The organism is Pirellulimonas nuda (assembly GCF_007750855.1).
GTDB classification, from domain to species: Bacteria; Planctomycetota; Planctomycetia; order Pirellulales; family Lacipirellulaceae; genus Pirellulimonas; species Pirellulimonas nuda.
Genome location: NZ_CP036291.1, coordinates 1,638,378 through 1,654,582 on the forward strand (window position 1 = coordinate 1,638,378; position 16,205 = coordinate 1,654,582).

Here is a 16,205-nt window from a genome sequence, read left to right on the forward strand (position 1 = left end):
GGCGTTGCGTTGGTTTACGGATCGAAATGAAACCCATCTACCGGCGTCGGGCTTTGCCCCGGGCCGATTGACTCTAAGGTGATTTCTGATGAAGGCGTCTCTACGCGGTTGGCTGTGCTTTACACTGGTCGGGGCGTTGCTGCCCTTGGTTTCTTGCGCTCCCGCCGGCAAGGACGCTCCTGCGGCGAAGGATGCCCCTGCGAAGAACGAACCGGCCGAAGACGCCGCGGCAACGTCTTCAGCCGCTGCCGCCAAGGACGCCAAACCGGCGGCCGGCCAGACCGCTGACGACCAGACAGAAAAGCTGCTGGCCGCCGCCAGCTCCGGCGACGCCCAGGCCCGCTACGCCGCGATCGACGACCTTGGCGAGAGCCACGACTCCGCTGCGGTGGCGGTGCCCAAGCTGATTCTGTTGTTGAAGGACCCCGACCCCAAGGTCTGCTGGCGGACCGCCCGAACCCTCGGCGACTACGGCCCCGAAGCGGCCAGCGCGGCCGGCGACCTGCGGGCGCTGCTGACAAACGCCGACCCGATCATCCAGTACCACGCCGCGGTGGCGCTCGGTGAGATCGGCGACCGCAGCGATGAGACCTTCGACGCCCTGGCCGCGGCCGTGAAGAACAGCAAAGACGACCGTGTCACCCGGGCCGCCATCGCCGCCCTGGGCAGGCTCCAGCCCGACCCCGACAGCGTGCTGGACTCGCTTGCGGTGGCGCTCGAGTCGGACGACCCAGCGGTCGTCGCCATCGTGCTAGAATCGATCGCGTCGCACGGCGGGCACGCCGCCGAGTTGCTCAATCGCGCGCTCGATAACCCCGACACGGCGTACCTGGCCTGCACGGTGATCGAACGGATCGGCCCCGACGCCGCGTCCACGGCCCCCTCCCTCGCCAAGCTGCTAGGAGAGACCAAGCACTCGAAGCTCCAGATCCAGGCCCTGCTGGCGGTCGGCAGCCTCGGTCCCGGCTCCAAGGCCGCAGAGCCCGCTGTGCTGGCCCTGCTTGAATCGTCTGACGACGCCACGGTCCCGGTAGCCGCTGCCTACGCGCTGGGCGCCATCGAGGCCGAAGAAGCGGACGCCCAGCTCGAGGCGGCGCTCGACAGCGAGAACAAGTTCCTGAAGATGATGGCGGCCTGGTCGCTCGCCAAGATCCACCCCGACGATCAGCAGGCCATGCAACGGGCGGTCAAAGCGTTGACGGCCGGGCTGACCAGCGAAGACGTCACGCTCCGCAACGCGGCTGCCAAGAGCCTGCAGTCGCTCGGCGCCCCGGCGGAGGACGTCGCCCCCGCGCTAATCGCGCTAGCCGGCGATAAGGACCCCGAAGTGCTGGCCAACGTGGTCGACGCGCTGGCGAGCCTGGGCGAGTCGATCGTGCCGCGGGCCAGCACGGCGCTCGAGCGACCCGAGATGCGGTCGCTGGCAGTGATGGTCCTCACGCAGCTCGGCCCCAAGGCCAGCGGCGCCGTGCCGGCCCTGGTCAAGGCGCTGGCCGACTCGAACGCCGCGACGAAGGCGCAGATCCATCTCGCGCTCGCCGAGATCGGCCCGGCCGCGGCGCCCGCCACCGAGGCGTTGGCGAAGTCGGTCGCCGACAAGGACGAGTTCGTGCGGAGGTCCGCCATCTTCGCACTGCGTAAGATCGGCCCTGCCGCCAAGGCGGCCCAGCCAGCGCTTACCGCCGGCCTCGGCAACAAGGACCCGTTCGACGCCGCTGCCGCCGCGTGGGCGCTGGCCGCGATCAGCCCCGGCGACGCCCAAGTTGCCGAGAAGGGCGTCCCCCACTTGATCGCCGGGCTGAAGAGCGAGAACGAACTCGCCCGCTTGGAGTGTGCCGAAGCGCTGGGCGTGTGGGCCAAGTACGCCAAGGCGGCCGTGCCAACCCTGAAGGAGTTGGCCGCAGGGGACGACAGCTACGCCGTCCGCGGCGCCGCCGCGAGCACGCTGGAGCGTATCGGCGCCTAGCGGGCCGATCAAAAGTCGCAGCCGCGCACGAAGAACAGAATAAGGATGATCGGCAGCGGCAGCCCGATCAGCCAACCGAGCAGTGCGTACTTTACCTTCGCGCTACGGGTATCTCTTGGCGTCGCTTTCATCGTTGGGCATCCATTGAGTGAAGCCGGTCGGGAGTAGTTCCCGCTCTGCAAAACCTTGCCGTGCGACACGCGCGGCCAGTGGCTCTATGCATTTGCCGTACCAGACGCAAGCCGGAAGAAATGTTCCTGGCGCTGGTCGTCGCGCCCTCTTCGCACAGCCTGTCGGGCGCCACTTGTTGGTCGATCTCTGCCCTGGGTGATTGGCGGGCAACCAGTTCAGCGGGGCCTCATCGCTCCTTTGCGGGTTTCGCAACGCGCCGCGCCGGCCTTCCGCCCACCGTTTCTGCTTTGCAGGGCACGATTGTGCAGAGCGATCGCGGAGCGGCACGGCATGTGCTTCCTGTGCAGCGACCGCGGGACTCTCCCGCGTGGTTTTGGCTCGAAGGAGAACTAACGATGGCGACTACCGAACAGATGCACGGCGCATGGAACGACCTCCGCGGACAAGTGAAGCAGCAGTGGGGCGAGATCCGGGACGACGATTGGAGCAAGGTCGAGGGCAACGTCGATCGCTTGGTCGGCTACCTGCAGACCAAGAGCGGTGAGACCCGCGAGCAGATCGAGAAGACCCTGCGGTCGCTCTCTTCTTCTAGCAGCAAGCTGTTGGACGACGCACGCTCGACCGCCCAGCAGTATGCCCAGTACGCCGCCGATCACGCACAAGAGTTCGCTGGCAACGTCAGCGAGGTGATGGGCAACCAGCTCCACGCCGCAGAGCGCGTCGTCCAGCGCCGCCCGGTCGAATCGCTGGTGGTCGCCGTCGGCGCCGGTGTGTTGATCGGCGTGATTGTCAGCCTGGTGGGCCGTTCCGGAAGGTAAACAGACGTAACTTTCCAGTCTTGCCGGGCACGCCGGCGACGCCACCCTTGGGGACGACATGCGAGACCGGGCCGACATCCTGAAAGCGCTCCGCCAGACACGCGCCCGCCTGCCCGGCCACGCGCAGGCGACGCGCGAGGCGGTGGCCGACGCGTTCGACTGGAAGACCTACGTTCGCGCCCACCCGCTTTTAGCGTTCGGGCTGGCGGCGGGGGTCGGCTACCTGCTGGTCCCCAGAGGCGCGCCGGCGGCCGAAAGCCGTCCGGCCTGTCCCCCGCGGCCGGCCGAAGCACCACAGCGGGCTGCGACCTCCGGCGTGATCTCGTCCGTTGCGGCCACGGTCGGGGCCCTCGCGTTGCGAACGGCCCTCTCCGCGGCGGCTCGGCACGTCTTCGCCGGTCGTTCGGAAGACAACGCAGCGCTGCACGCCGAGGCCGAATCATTCCGCCCCCGCCCGAAGTAACCGTCAGCCACCATGGAAAGTTCGATGCAACGCTTCGCAACGCAAGCCGATCCGGCGGCGGGCAACGGCCGGCCAAGGGGACGCCCCTCCGGCCCCAACCGCGCCCACCTGCTGCGCAGCCTAACGCAACTCGCCAAGCTGCAGGGAGAGTTGATCCAGGCCGACTTCGGTGAGGCAAGGCAACGCGCGGGCCGATCGCTGGTCGTGTTCGCCGTTTGCGGCGTGATAGGCGTCGCGGCCGTTCACATGTTGATGCTCGGCCTGGCGGAACTGCTGACCGAGGCGACGTCGCTGTCCCGTATGGCGTCGCTGTTCATCGTGGCCGCCGTTGGCCTCACTGCTGCGCTTGCCGCGGGCGCCGCGGCGTGGAGCCGCGTCCGCGGCGCTAGCCAACTCCTCCGCCGGACCAAGCGTGAATTAAAGCGAAACCTGCGGGCCGCGGAGGACTCTATCTCGCAGCTTTTCGAAGGCGACCAATAACCCAAGTCCCAACAACCCAAACCTAGTTCCGATCGTGATCGGAGCCCCACCCAAGGAGCTTCAGTATGAGCCAATCCACTGCAACTGCCCCGCGCGGCGTCGCGCCGGCGTCCCACACGATGGAACCGGCGCAGGACCTCGCGGCCTACCTCAAGACCTACGCCAAGGACCACCCCGACGTCGCGGCGTTGTGGTGCTTCGGCATCGGCTTCATCATCGGCTGGAAGCTCAAGCCCTGGTAGCGGTTTGGCGCGAGCCACGAACCCTCGGGCCGCGCTGGCGTTCACCGTCAGCCGCGGCCCGAGTTTTTTTGCGGTGCTGGTCGGCCGCCGACCGCGCTCCGGCACACAGGAGAATTCCTACAACTGCCCCAACGCTCCGTCGCAGCGAAGCAGTCAGGCGCCCCCGGGGCGAAATCCCGGTTCCGGCAAGGAAACAACGGCGGGCGATCCAAGCGCCAAACCTCACGCGTAGGACCGCCGCTTGCAACCGGCCCATTCCGGCCTAAACTGAAGGGTCCCTTGGGGCCGTAGCTCAGTTGGGAGAGCGCCAGCTTTGCAAGCTGGATGTCGCGCGTTCGAATCGCGTCGGCTCCACTCCGCGTGAACACTCTTGGCGTCGGGCCTTGGCCCAGCCCCGCGATGGTCGCGGGGGCTGCCAATAGGCCAAGGCGGGTGCGATCACTGCACTCGAAGAGACCCTCTTCATTCCTCGGAGGGGGCTGAGGCGTTCCTACCGCGCCGGCCCGTGCAGAGCCCGCTTCGCGACCGACCTGCGGGCGTTGGTCCGCTCGGCGGGGGGCGTTGAGCGAGACTTCGGCGCTTCGCCTCTGGGCCCACGAGCTCAACCCTGTCGAGCGCGTCTGGTCACGGGCGTGCGAAGCTGAGAATCAGGTTCTCGGGCTCTCCATTGAAGACGCCAATACCTCGACCGACGGCGTTCGGGCAATCGCCCAGGAAGCCTGCTTTCTTCTGGGCGTCACGATCACCGAAGCAACGGCTCCGCACTTCTTGGCGTCGCTGGACTGAAAATCTAGTAGACTGGTTGCCGGGCCCCCGGGCGCCAGTCGACGCGCGCCGCCGCTGGGCCTTGAGACAACGACCTACCACGCAGACACAAGCGGAGTAACACCGATGCGGATCGCGCAGGTTCACCCACAGCAAACGCGCGTTGGCTGGATCGGCCTAGGCGTGATGGGCCGCAGCATGGCGGCGCACCTCCAGCAGGCCGGCTACGCGCTCACCCTCTTCACTCGCACCAAGGCCAAAGCGCAGGACCTGCTCGACGCCGGCGCGGCGTGGGCCGACACGCCGGCCTCGGTGGCCGAGCGATCCGACGTGGTCTTCTCGATCGTTGGGTTTCCGTCGGACGTCCGGCAGGTCATTCTGGGGGCGGACGGCGCGCTGAGCCGCCTGCGCGAAGGGGGCGTGCTGGTCGACATGACGACCAGCGAGCCGGAGCTGGCCAAGGAGATCTACGAGAAGGCAAGCCAGCGCGGGGTGCATAGCGTGGATGCGCCGGTGTCGGGGGGAGACGTCGGCGCCCGCAACGCAGCGTTGTCGATCATGATCGGCGGGGACGCGGAGGTCGTCCAAGCACTGAACCCGTTGTGGGACGCGATGGGAAAAACCATCGTCCACCAGGGCCCGGCCGGGGCGGGGCAGCACACCAAGATGGTCAACCAGACCTTGATCGCCACGGGCATCATCGGGGTCTGCGAAGCGCTGCTGTACGCTCACAAGGCCGGGTTAGACATCCAGGCCGTGCTGAAGTCTGTTTCTGGCGGCGCCGCGGGGAGTTGGTCGTTGACCAACTACGGCCCGCGGATCGTGGCGAACGACCTCCAGCCCGGGTTCTATGTCGAACACTTCCTAAAAGACATGCGGATCGCGCTGCAGGAGGCCGCCCGGATGAAGCTCGCCCTGCCGGGGTTGGGCCTCGCCCAGCAGTTGTATACCGCGATGGAGGCGCAGGGAGACGGCCGGCTAGGCATCCAGGGGCTGCAGGTCGTGCTTGCCAAGTTGTCGGGCGTCGACTGGAGCAGCCGTGAATAACACGCGGGCCACCACTCTACGCGCGAGCCTCGTTCGGGGAGGCAGGTGACACGCGGGTTCCGCCGGCCACATAATCAGGCGACGCGCGACCCAGCGGCCGGGCGTGACGGGAGCCCCAGGCGTACTTGGGGCGACTCTGGCTCCAGACCTCCTCTCTCTTCTCTCAATCCCCGCAAGCGACCCCCCATGTCTACCGCGCTGCTGGCCCTGCTGGCCCTTACGCCCATCCTGACCGTCGGGGTCCTGCTGGTCGGCTTCCGCTGGCCGGCGAGCCGCGCCATGCCACTGTGCTATGTAACTGCTTGCGCGTTGGCGTTGGGGGTGTGGGGCCTGCCGATCGTGCAGGTCGCGGCGGCCAGCGCCAAAGGCTTGGTCATCGCGTGTGAGTTGCTGTTCATCATTTTCGGCGCCGTGCTCCTCTTGAACACTCTGGAGCAGTGCGGGGCGATGTCGCGTATCCGCCGAAGCTTCCACGCCGTTTCTCCAGACCGGCGGGTCCAAGCGATCATCATTGCTTGGTTGTTCGGTTCGTTTATCGAAGGCGCCGCCGGGTTCGGCACGCCGGCCGCTCTGGCGGTGCCGTTGATGGTGGGGCTGGGCTTTCCGCCGCTCGCGGCGGTGTTCGCGGGGATGGTCATCCAGTGCACGCCGGTGTCGTTCGGCGCCGCCGGCACGCCCATCCTGATCGGGGTGAACAACGGCCTGTCCGGCGCCGGCGGCGAGGCGGTGCGTGCGTACGCGACCCAGCTCGGGTACGCGCCGGGCGCGGTCGGCTGGACCGAGTTCCTGCACTTGATTGGCGAGCGGGTGGCCGTGATCCACGTGGCGCTCGGCACGCTGGTGCCCCTGTTGATGGTGTGTCTGATGACCAGGTACTTTGGCCCCAACCGGTCGCTGCGCGACGGGCTGGCGGTTGCTCCCTTCGCGTTGTTCAGTGCGCTGGCGATGACGGCGCCCTACCTGCTTGCCGCGTTTGTTCTGGGCCCGGAGTTCCCTTCCCTGCTCGGCGGGCTCACCGGTCTGGCGATCGTGGTGTTCGCGTCGTCTCGGGGGTTCTTGTGTCCCCCCCCAGAAGCCACCTGGGACTTCGCCCCCGCCGAGCAGTGGGACGGGTCGTGGACCGGCTCGATCAGCCCGCATTGTGAAGGGGAACCTACGCGTCCGGTGGGCGCCCTGGCCGCCTGGGTTCCTTACCTCCTGGTCGCCGCGTTGTTGGTCGCGACACGCGTTGTTCCAGAGCTTAAATCGCTTGCGCTCAGCGCGCTCAGCTTCAACCTGCCCATCGGGTTCGACGCGGCGAACCCCGCCAGTGGCTTCTTGGGCACCCCGCTGCACGAGGGCGTAGAGCCGCTCTACCTGCCGGGCACGATCTTTCTGGTGGTGTCGCTCATCACGTTCGCGTACTTCAAGGCGCTGCACGGCTTTACGATCACCGGCTACGCCACCGCGTGGCGAAACTCCGTGCAGACGATGTGCCGCGCCAGCATCGCACTCGTGTTTGCGGTCACGATGGTGCAAGTGTTCATCAACAGCGGCGGGGGAGTCAACGGCTACGCCGATATGCCGATCGCGCTGGCCGAGGGAGCGGCGGCGCTCGTGGGCTCTGCCTGGCCGGCGGTCGCGCCGACGATTGGAGGCATCGGGGCGGCGGTGGCGGGCAGCAACACCGTGAGCAACATGATGTTCTCGCTCTTCCAGTTCGACGTGGGCGTCAAGATCGGGTTCGACCCTGTCTGGATGGTTGCGCTCCAGGCGATCGGCGGCGCCGCCGGGAACACGATCTGCGTCCACAACGTGGTAGCCGCCTCCGCGGTGGTGGGCCTCACGGGCCAGGAGGGGACGATCATCCGAAAAACGCTTCCGGTGTTCCTCTACTACGCACTGACGCCCGGCATCGTGTTCTGGCTGATCGCCGATCGGTTGCAGTAAGAGCGAGCCGGCCGGATCGGCCTGTGGCTTCGGAGCAGCACTCAGGCGGCCGGCGGCGCAGGAGACCTCCCCCCAGTCTTGGCTAGTCCGCCGCAAACAAGCCCGCATCGGCCATTCGGGCGCCGCCCCAACGCGCACGGGCCGCTTCGTCGCCCCGGCTGGCGGAGCCGCCGACCGAAGCCGTGCCCTTGAAACCGACCCGGGGCAAAGGGCGCCCGCTCATGCACCGGCCCCGAGCAGGGCGCCTTTCCCGATACCACTCACACACCGCGCGAGCCCGGCTTAGAATGACGGACCGCGCGTCGCGGCCACGGCAAGGCCGGGGCGCAGTACACTACTGCGTGCGGCCGCTTCGCTCGAGGCGCGTCGAGGCGGTTCCCTCGTCACTTCCAGAGATAGTTATGGCCCACATGCTAGTACTTCGCACATCGAAAATCGGCGTCAGATTTGTTTTGCTCGCGGCGTTCCTGTCGGCGAGCCCTCTGGCGACCGTCGCAGCAGAGCCGGCCCCAACCTCGCGAGCCGCCGACGTCGTCGTGTACGGCGGGACCTCCGCGGGCGTGATGGCGGCGGTGCAGGCCAAACGGATGGGGAAATCTGTCGTGCTCGTGGGGCCCGATCGGCGTCTGGGCGGACTGACGGCGGGGGGCCTGGGCTGGACCGACACCGGCAACAAGGGGGTCATCGGCGGCCTGGCCCGCGAGTTTTACCACCGCATCTGGCGGCGCTATCAAGACGACGCCGCCTGGAAATGGCAGTCGCGCGAGTCCTACGGGAGCCGCGGCCTGGGCGCCCGGGCCAGCGACGGGCGCCAACGCACGATGTGGATCTTTGAGCCGCACGTGGCCGAGTCCGTCTTTGAGGACTTGATACGCGAGCACGAAATCCCGGTGGTGCGGGACGAATGGCTCGACCGCGACAGCGGCGTTGAGAAGCAAGACGCCCGGATCGTCGCCATCCGCATGCTCAGCGGCGACGCCTACCGCGGCAAGGTGTTTATCGACGCCACCTACGAGGGCGACCTGATGGCCGCGGCGGGCGTGGAGTATCACGTCGGCCGCGAGGCCAATAGCGTCTACGGGGAGTCGTGGAACGGGGTGCAGACCGGCGTGTTCCAGCACCAGCACTACTTTAAACAACCGGTTGATCCCTACCGCATCCCCGGCGATCCCTCCAGCGGGCTGCTGCCCCGGATCAGCGATGAGCCGCCGGGCGACAAGGGGATGGGGGACGATCGGATCCAGGCGTACTGCTACCGCATGTGCCTGACCAACTCGCCCGAGAACCGCATCCCTTTCCCCAAGCCCGCAGGCTACGACCCCAGCCAGTACGAGCTGCTGCTGCGGGTGTTTGCTACGGGCTGGCGCGAGACGTTTGAGAAGTTCGACCCGATGCCCAACCACAAGACGGACACCAACAATCACGGCCCCTTTAGCACCGACAATATCGGGTACAACTATGCGTACCCCGAGGGGACCTACGCACAGCGCGAAGCGATCCTCCAGGAGCACCGGACGTACCAGCAGGGGCTGCTGTACTTTATGGCCAACGATCCACGCATGCCCGCGGACGTGCGGTCCGAGATGTCCGAGTGGGGGCTCGCGAAGGACGAGTTCACCGAAACCGGAGGGTGGCCGCACCAGATCTACGTCCGCGAGGCACGCCGCATGGTCGGCGACTACGTCCTCACGGAGCTGGACTGCATGGACCGCCGCGAAACGCCTGAGTCGGTGGGCATGGGTTCGTATACCTTAGACTCTCACAACGTGCAGCGCTACGTGACCCCGGAGGGAACCGTGCAGAATGAGGGGGACGTTGGCGTCCGTGTCCCGCGGGCCTACGAGATTGCTTACGGCGCGCTGACCCCTAAGAAGGAGCAGTGCGAGAACCTGTTGGTGCCCGTGTGCGTCTCTTCCTCACACATCGCTTTTGGCTCGATCCGCATGGAGCCGGTCTTCATGATCCTGGGGCAGAGCGCAGCCACGGCCGCCAGCTTGGCGATCGATGACGGCATCCCCGTACAAGACCTAGACTACCAACAGCTAAGGTCCAGGCTGGACGCCGACGGTCAGGTCTGCGAAGCGCAGACCTCGGCACGTGAGTAGCCCAACCGATCCCCTCAGCCCCCCGCGCCGCCCTGCTTGAGCCGGCCCCAGTCGAGCGCGTCGGCGCTAACCACAGTCGCCTTGAGCGCCTGTTCCATCTGACGGATGGCCAGGGCCCCGGCTGGTCATCGCTCGGCGACGCCGGCCGCGCGGCGTTGTCCTCCAGAAGCCTCCCGTCTAGCGTCCCACAAGTTAGGCGGCCGGGTCACGTCACGACGGAGCATTCGACCTGCAAACTTAATGCCCGGGTGATCGCGGCGTGTCCCGCCAACAACGAGCGGCTACGAGGGTTCCGAAGCGCGCGGTTGGGGTTGAGCTGCGCCCAGGCGTGCGGCGCCCGGCGGGTCCACGCCGCAGTTGGCCGCGGAAGGACCGATAAGGCCGGCGAACGGCCCACACGCATCGTGTGCTCGTATCGTCACGGACACGGGACCCTGGGATCGCAAGGCCACGGGTTACGAGCGCCATCCGCCCCGCCTCGGCCGCCCGCTTGGCTTGTCGTGGCCAAGCCGGCCGGGGGAGTGCGGGTCTTGGAACGGTCGGCTAGAGGCATCGCAGGAAGGCGACCAGATTGCGCTTCTCCTCGGGGGTCAGGTTGAGGCCCTGCACGAGGTTGAAGAACTCGACGGTATCCTCCAGCGTGAGGCAGCGGCCGTCGTGCAGGTACGGCGGGCTGTCCTTAATGCCACGCAGCGTGAACGTCTTGATGGGTCCGTCGCCCGGTTCGTTCTTCAGGAACCGCTCCAGGTGCAGGTCGTGCATCTTGTCGTCCAAGTAGAACGGAGCCGGGTGGCATACGGCGCACCCCGCCTTGCCGAAGAATAGCTCTTCTCCCCGCAACTCGCCGTCGGTCGCCTTCTGGGAATCGAGCCGGCCGGTGATCGGGTCCAGCTTCGGCGCGGGAGGGAAGTCCAGCATGTTCTGCAGCTGGGCCATGTGGCTGACCTGGATCCTGTCAAGGATATTCATCCCCTTCTTGATGGCGTGGATCTCATCGCCGTTGAAGTAGGCCGTCCGCTGCTCGAACTCGGTGAAGTCCTCGACAGAACGCAGGCTCCGCTTCGAGCCGTGGATCTGCTGGTTGAACAGCCCCCGCAGGCTCGTCGTGTCCAGCCGCATCCGCCGCTCCTCGGGGCGGGTGTCGGGGTTTAGGTGGAACTGCCCGGTCGTGTGCCCGTTGACGTGGCAATCAAAGCACGTCACCCCGAGGCTGGGCCGGGGACTCTTGCGGTCGTCGGTCGGGTTGAACTCCTCCTGCGGAAACGGCGTTAGCAGCAGCCGCAGGCCATCGAGTTGCACCGGCGTCAGCACGTCCTTGAACAGCCGGTAGTAGTTGTTGATTGAGACGACCTCGCCGCGCGAGACGTCGCCCAACTCGGGCCGGTTGTTGAGGTAGATGGCCGGCGGGAACTCCGGCAAGAACGCCTCGGGCAGGTCGAAGCCTACGTCGAATCGCTCCAGCCGCGGAAACATCTCGATCTGCATCCGCGGGAAGACCTGACCGCCATTGGCCTGCAGCGGGTGAGGCAGCGACGGGTAAGGGAAGACGCCCTGCTCCTCGATCTCGCCCGGAGACATCTCGGCGAGCTCCCCCCAGGACATCCCCTCCGCCAGCCGAGCGGTGGGCCCCACGCATAGCGGCTTGCCTCGCGACATCTTCGCCTCGGGATCGAGTCGCGGCTCCAGCACGTAGCGGCGCTCCAACAGGGTTTGCTGGGCCTGCATCACTTTTGGCTTTCCGGCGCTCTCCTTTTTGTAGATCTCCTCGAACGTCTGGTACGGCCGATCGGAGTTCAGCGGGTCACGGTAGAAGTCGAACCCCGAGATTTTGCCTTCCTTCGGTTGGTTCTCGAAAACCGGGGACGACGGCCACGCTTTCCGCGCGTCGAAGACGTCCGAGCGGTCGTGTGCGCTCTTTTTCTGTTCCGGGCGTGTGGCTGGGACCTCCCGAGTCGTCTGCGCCTCGGCAACGGCGTCGGCCGGAGGGGGTGGCGTGCGAGTTTGCTCCTCGCCCTGCTGCGCGGCGACTAGCGCCAGGCCGCCGGAGAAGATCATTGCCGCCACTACGGCACTCAAGCTCGATCGGTTGTACATCGAAGTTCTCCTTGTTCAGCTAAAAATTTGACGTGGGGCGCAGCCGCTCGGGCGTCGCTGCAATTCCGAAGCCCGAGAGACCCGATCTGAATCTACGGGCCACTTGAAGTTCTAAGGGCGTTTCATGCACGGCTAGTTCCCGTGGCGTGGCTCCTTCTACTCATCTCGTGTTGAGCAGGAGCCGCTCGAAACAAGGCGTCTGCACGCGGGGGCCGGGTTCGACGCATCCCTCGATGCCCGCATGCTGCCGGGTGCGTGGTGAGCTTTTCCAACAGGACCGCCTGGGCCGGGGTCGCGGCCCGCGTGAACCCCGTCCCGCGCGATCGTTCTGTGCCTGGCCCCGGCGCTCCGGCTGTTTTCAAACCCGGGCGGTCGCACATCGAGCAACTCGCTGCTCTGTCTGAGCTGGTCGCACCCACGCGACGAGAACGTAGCGCGATTTCCTTGGATCTGCACGGATCTGAATGTGCTAGTCATGCCATAATCTTCCCGCAGGTTGGTCCGCTCCATCGGGGCAAGAAGGCCTTGGGACGCTGGAAGTGTGTTTCCTGGCTTCCCGCGGCTTGCAAATTTCGTACCCGTCGTCCTCGCGATCTCGTGGCGGTAAGCCATTTCAGGGCTCTGTTGCTAAACCCAAATCAACCGGTGTGAACCAACGGCGAGCGGGCGCGTCGCAAAGGCCGTGTGCGGCGCCGCGGCTCCCTGGCCAGGCAGAAGACTCAACCGCCGACCGCACCGATCGCTGCGAGCATGCTGCTGAGTGTCGCAAGAGCCGCGCTGAAGACACAGCGGAAACTCGGCGTGGTTCACCGCCCGCGCGGGCTCTCCGGCTAGCTCAGATTTTGCGGGGCAGGCGTCGCCGCTCAGCCGGGCCGACGGTTAGGCCAGGCCTGTGCCGCTGGGCGTCACTGATGAGCCGCTCCCCGAACCCCAAGACTGGCAGTCTCGCGCAAACGCCCGATGAAACAGCGGACCGAAGGTGTTCAGGCAGCCTTGCAAGCTGCGACTCCAGCCCCGCTTGGGAGGCAGCACCGGACGCCTCGAGGGCCGTGAGCGTATACAGCAAACCACCCATGCAGCGGTCGGCCATGTGGGCCGTGGCGACTGCCTGCCCCGCCGCCCGAGCCGCAGCGATCGCCCCCTTGTCCCTGACCTGGCGTGCCGCCGCAGGGGCAGCCAGAGACGCCTTCATCGCGACACCCGTCTTGACCTCACCATTGGCCAATGCGCAGGCGGCCACCAGTGATTGATGGGGGCGAAGATCGTCGTCGCTCAACTGAGTGAAGAGGGGAAGCTCCCGCTCGGCGCAGTCTGCTGCCTACCGAGCAAGAAACCCATGATCCTCCCGCTCAAGCAGCCCCCCTCAATGAACAGCAACGAACCGTCGATCGCGGGGTGGGCAACAAACAATGAGGGGCGTACGCCGGGCGGGCGGCCGTGGACCCGATTAGTTCTTCGGTGCTCCGGGCGGTTGATAGTTTCCGGGCACTGTCCGCAAGGCGATGTTCACACGGTTCCAGGCGTTGATGGCGCTGACGGTCCAGGCTAGGTCGCTGATTTCTTGGTCGTTGAAACTCTCGCGGGCTGCTTCATGCACCTCCTCTGGGATCGAGCGGTCGGCCACCCGGGTGAGCTCCTCCGCCAGCAGGAGGCCCGCGCGTTCTCGCTCGCTGTAGTAGGGGCTCTCACGCCAGGCCGAGAGGCCGTAGAGCCGCTGCTCTGATTCGCCAGCCGCGCGGGCGTCCTTCCAGTGCATGTCGATGCAGAAAGCGCAGCCGTTGATCTGCGACACGCGGAGATGGATCAACTCTCGCAGCGGCTTTTCGATGCTGCCCTGCGTCAGCGCCTTCTCCACGCCCAGCATCGCACGGTAGGCGTTGGTGCTTTGTTTATCGACGGTCGGCTTGGCACTCGTGCTCATCGCGTTCTCGCTATTGCGTTCGATGGTTGCTGGATGGCGGGGCGGGCGCCCGCCCTTTTCCTTACTGGCTCCTCCCCACGGTACGATCGGCGGTAGTTCGGCCCGCCTTGCCGTCCCGGAGCACCGCGACGACAGACGCCGCCTTTAGCTCGGTTCGAGGATCATGCAGTGGCCGCCGCCGGGGGCTAGCTTGGCCGAAATGACGCTCTTTTGGTCTACCGGGATCTGACGGATGCGGTAGGCCTCGCGGTTGGTTTGGAAGTGAGAATCCGGCGCGTCCTCGTAGAGGGTCGCCGTGTACTTTCTGCCTGGCTCGAGGAAGTCAAGGGACAGGTCGAGGGTCCGGGGCTGCTCGTTCGTGACGGCGCCCACGTACCAGGCGTCGCCGCTTCGGCGGGCCGTCGCGATGGAGGCGCCTATCTCGCCGTGCAGGACGCGCGTCTCGTCCCAGGTCATCGGCAGCCGCCGAAGGAACTCGAACAGGTCCGCCTTGGCGGCGTAGGCCTCGGGGCAGTCGGGCAGGATCGCGAGGCCAGAAAAGGTGATCAGGACCCGAGCCGTTTCGGAGACGACGGTCGACTCGACGTTGGCGTAGATGCGTGGGCGGTCCTTGGCCGGGTTCTTAAGGGCGTAGAGGCCGTTGTTCATGTCGAGCGGGCCGGCGATCATGTTCACGAACACCTGCTCGCAGAAGTCGGACGGGCTGAAGGCGCGCAGCGAATCTGACTGGGCGTGGCAGAACTCGCGCGTCAGGTAATTGGGGTACGTCCGTTCGTCTCCGGAAGGGGGGACGGGGCCGTCGTGGAAGTCACACACAAGGTGTCGCTCGGCGCACAGCCGCACGATTTCCCGCGTGGCGCGCACCTTCCGCTGACCGGACCCCGACATGAAGCCGTACTTGATCCCCGCGGCCCCCCATTGCTGGTAGAGCGACAGCGTTTCTTCGAAGGGGTAGTTGCGGCGAGCGACGTCGTTGACATAGAGGATGACCCCTACGTTTCGCTGCTTGGCGTAGGCGATCAACGCCGGCATATCGATGGGGTCTTGCCAGTCGTCCGGCGCCGGCGCGCGGATGATCTTCGGCCGTCTTGTGTTGGTTTGTGCAATCAAGTGGTCCCGGCTGGTCCGCGGGTCGGACTCCTTCTCAAACTCGGGCCCGTACCAGTTTGCGTCGACCACGAGGTAGCGGATGTTGTTGGCGGACGCGAAATCGATGAACCTCCTCCAACTCGGCATGTCGAGCCCGTACTGGAATCCGTCGTCCGTACGCGCGCCCCAGGCCCGCCAGTCCCACAACGCGAGCCCCGGCTTGATCCAATCGGTGTCGGACAGCTCGCAGGGCGGGTTGAGGCAGTAGGGCAGCGGAGCGGTCAACAGGTCTCCGGGGCGATCGCCGACGATCAGCACGCGCCAAGAAGTCGATTGGCCCGGGGCGAGGGTCGATGGTTCGAACGTCGCGCGGAGCGCTGTTCCGCCGGGTTGGATCGGCGTGAGCCGGAACGGCGCGCCGTTGAAGATGGCTGCTTCCAGAACGCAAGCGTACGTGTCCCCGTCGCCCCGCAAGGTAAGGGGCGGATTGTGCGCACTCGACCCCGGCAGCGTGCTCAGGGGCGCCGGCCCCCAGGGGTCGTGCTCTTTGCGGTACGACCATGCGGTGTAGTCGCCCGCGAAGGCAAACTCGGTAGCGTCGTCCTTGAGATGAACCTCGTCGTCCCAGCCGCCATCGTTGGGAAACTCGTACCGCAGCGCGACCCCCTGATCGTAGACGCGCAGAACGATCCGGATCGTCCGCTCGGGGCCGTCGGCGGCCCGCAGCGTCCAAACCCCTTGCCGGTAGTCGTTGGCGTACTCCGCGAACTTTCCCCAGACCGTGGCGATGGTTTCGGAGTGTCGCGTCGATTCGAACTGCGCCGATTCCCACGCCGAGGGGGCGGCCCCCTCCGGCACGACTCCCAGGCGGCTCGGCTTCACGAGCGGCGCCTGCTTGTAGCCGACCTGCCACTGGGGCCCGTTGGCGTCGAGGGTTAGCGTAACCGTCAGTCGGCCATCTGGGCTTTGGAGTCGGGCTACCTCTTCGGCCGGCGCCGCCGCGGCGTAGGCCAGGACGTAGAGGACGGCTCCGACACGGCAGAGCGTACGGACGGACGTCATTGGGATGCTCCGGTTATTGCGTGCGTAGATGCCTGATCCACGCAGGTCTCTAGGTTCGAAGTTGGGTCGGGGCTGCAAGCGTCGGCGTTGCG

Annotated in this window: 12 protein-coding genes, 1 tRNA gene and 1 pseudogene; 9 read left to right on the top strand and 5 right to left on the bottom strand. The window is 66.5% G+C overall.

Features of this window, described 5'->3' with window-relative positions:
* Positions 1 to 88 precede the first annotated feature (88 nt).
* Entirely contained in the window at positions 89 to 1,966 is a 1,878-nt protein-coding gene (locus Pla175_RS06865; RefSeq protein ID WP_145282477.1) for a HEAT repeat domain-containing protein, read from the top strand.
* A gap of 8 nt (positions 1,967 to 1,974) precedes the next feature.
* Here the strand turns inward: Pla175_RS06865 and Pla175_RS26740 are convergent, their stop codons facing one another.
* A complete protein-coding gene (locus Pla175_RS26740; RefSeq protein WP_261342809.1) occupies positions 1,975 to 2,097 on the bottom strand; it encodes a hypothetical protein in 123 nt (40 codons plus the stop codon).
* 396 nt (positions 2,098 to 2,493) lie between these two features.
* On the opposite strand from Pla175_RS26740, the gene Pla175_RS25830 reads away from it, so the two are divergent.
* From Pla175_RS25830 to Pla175_RS06900, 8 genes are all read left to right on the top strand, one after another.
* On the top strand, positions 2,494 to 2,916 hold the full coding sequence (locus Pla175_RS25830) for a CsbD family protein (protein ID WP_197527320.1): 423 nt from the start codon (positions 2,494 to 2,496) through the stop codon (positions 2,914 to 2,916).
* A 58-nt stretch (positions 2,917 to 2,974) separates the two neighbouring features.
* Positions 2,975 to 3,379 carry a hypothetical protein gene (locus Pla175_RS06875; protein WP_145282482.1) on the top strand — a complete coding sequence of 135 codons (405 nt, stop codon included), beginning with the start codon at positions 2,975 to 2,977 and terminating at the stop codon, positions 3,377 to 3,379.
* A 24-nt stretch (positions 3,380 to 3,403) separates the two neighbouring features.
* Entirely contained in the window at positions 3,404 to 3,859 is a 456-nt protein-coding gene (locus Pla175_RS06880; RefSeq protein ID WP_197527321.1) for a phage holin family protein, read from the top strand.
* A gap of 65 nt (positions 3,860 to 3,924) precedes the next feature.
* Positions 3,925 to 4,101, top strand: coding sequence for a hypothetical protein (locus tag Pla175_RS25835; protein WP_197527543.1), 177 nt, complete (start codon positions 3,925 to 3,927; stop codon positions 4,099 to 4,101).
* A gap of 281 nt (positions 4,102 to 4,382) precedes the next feature.
* Positions 4,383 to 4,455, top strand: a tRNA-Ala gene (locus Pla175_RS06885).
* A 537-nt stretch (positions 4,456 to 4,992) separates the two neighbouring features.
* A complete protein-coding gene (locus Pla175_RS06890; protein ID WP_145282487.1) occupies positions 4,993 to 5,913 on the top strand; it encodes an NAD(P)-dependent oxidoreductase in 921 nt (306 codons plus the stop codon).
* Positions 5,914 to 6,099: 186 nt separating this feature from the next.
* Complete coding sequence (locus Pla175_RS06895) at positions 6,100 to 7,842, top strand: L-lactate permease (RefSeq protein WP_145282489.1); 1,743 nt, start codon at positions 6,100 to 6,102, stop codon at positions 7,840 to 7,842.
* Between the two features lie 452 nt (positions 7,843 to 8,294).
* Entirely contained in the window at positions 8,295 to 9,947 is a 1,653-nt protein-coding gene (locus Pla175_RS06900) for an FAD-dependent oxidoreductase (RefSeq protein WP_449301092.1), read from the top strand.
* 543 nt (positions 9,948 to 10,490) lie between these two features.
* On the opposite strand, the gene Pla175_RS06905 is transcribed toward Pla175_RS06900, so the two are convergent.
* From Pla175_RS06905 to Pla175_RS06915, 4 genes and pseudogenes are all read right to left on the bottom strand, one after another.
* Positions 10,491 to 12,041, bottom strand: coding sequence for a cytochrome B6 (locus Pla175_RS06905; protein WP_145282494.1), 1,551 nt, complete (start codon positions 12,039 to 12,041; stop codon positions 10,491 to 10,493).
* An 835-nt stretch (positions 12,042 to 12,876) separates the two neighbouring features.
* Positions 12,877 to 13,347 (bottom strand): annotated as a pseudogene (locus Pla175_RS27000) (putative immunity protein); the annotation flags it as partial.
* 141 nt (positions 13,348 to 13,488) lie between these two features.
* Positions 13,489 to 13,962, bottom strand: a complete 474-nt coding sequence (locus tag Pla175_RS06910) for a carboxymuconolactone decarboxylase family protein (RefSeq protein ID WP_145282496.1) — start codon at positions 13,960 to 13,962, stop codon at positions 13,489 to 13,491.
* A 144-nt stretch (positions 13,963 to 14,106) separates the two neighbouring features.
* Complete coding sequence (locus Pla175_RS06915) at positions 14,107 to 16,113, bottom strand: glycoside hydrolase family 97 protein (protein ID WP_145282498.1); 2,007 nt, start codon at positions 16,111 to 16,113, stop codon at positions 14,107 to 14,109.
* Positions 16,114 to 16,205: the final 92 nt, after the last annotated feature.

What these genes read in the sequence shown, in the direction of transcription:
- Pla175_RS06865 (WP_145282477.1), top strand. Translation starts at nt 89, where the DNA reads ATGAAGGCGTCTCTACGCGGTTGGCTGTGCTTTACACTGGTCGGGGCG.
- Pla175_RS26740 (WP_261342809.1), bottom strand. Translation starts at nt 2,097, where the DNA reads ATGAAAGCGACGCCAAGAGATACCCGTAGCGCGAAGGTAAAGTACGCA.
- Pla175_RS25830 (WP_197527320.1), top strand. Translation starts at nt 2,494, where the DNA reads ATGGCGACTACCGAACAGATGCACGGCGCATGGAACGACCTCCGCGGA.
- Pla175_RS06875 (WP_145282482.1), top strand. Translation starts at nt 2,975, where the DNA reads ATGCGAGACCGGGCCGACATCCTGAAAGCGCTCCGCCAGACACGCGCC.
- Pla175_RS06880 (WP_197527321.1), top strand. Translation starts at nt 3,404, where the DNA reads ATGCAACGCTTCGCAACGCAAGCCGATCCGGCGGCGGGCAACGGCCGG.
- Pla175_RS25835 (WP_197527543.1), top strand. Translation starts at nt 3,925, where the DNA reads ATGAGCCAATCCACTGCAACTGCCCCGCGCGGCGTCGCGCCGGCGTCC.
- Pla175_RS06890 (WP_145282487.1), top strand. Translation starts at nt 4,993, where the DNA reads ATGCGGATCGCGCAGGTTCACCCACAGCAAACGCGCGTTGGCTGGATC.
- Pla175_RS06895 (WP_145282489.1), top strand. Translation starts at nt 6,100, where the DNA reads ATGTCTACCGCGCTGCTGGCCCTGCTGGCCCTTACGCCCATCCTGACC.
- Pla175_RS06905 (WP_145282494.1), bottom strand. Translation starts at nt 12,041, where the DNA reads ATGTACAACCGATCGAGCTTGAGTGCCGTAGTGGCGGCAATGATCTTC.
- Pla175_RS06910 (WP_145282496.1), bottom strand. Translation starts at nt 13,962, where the DNA reads ATGAGCACGAGTGCCAAGCCGACCGTCGATAAACAAAGCACCAACGCC.
- Pla175_RS06915 (WP_145282498.1), bottom strand. Translation starts at nt 16,113, where the DNA reads ATGACGTCCGTCCGTACGCTCTGCCGTGTCGGAGCCGTCCTCTACGTC.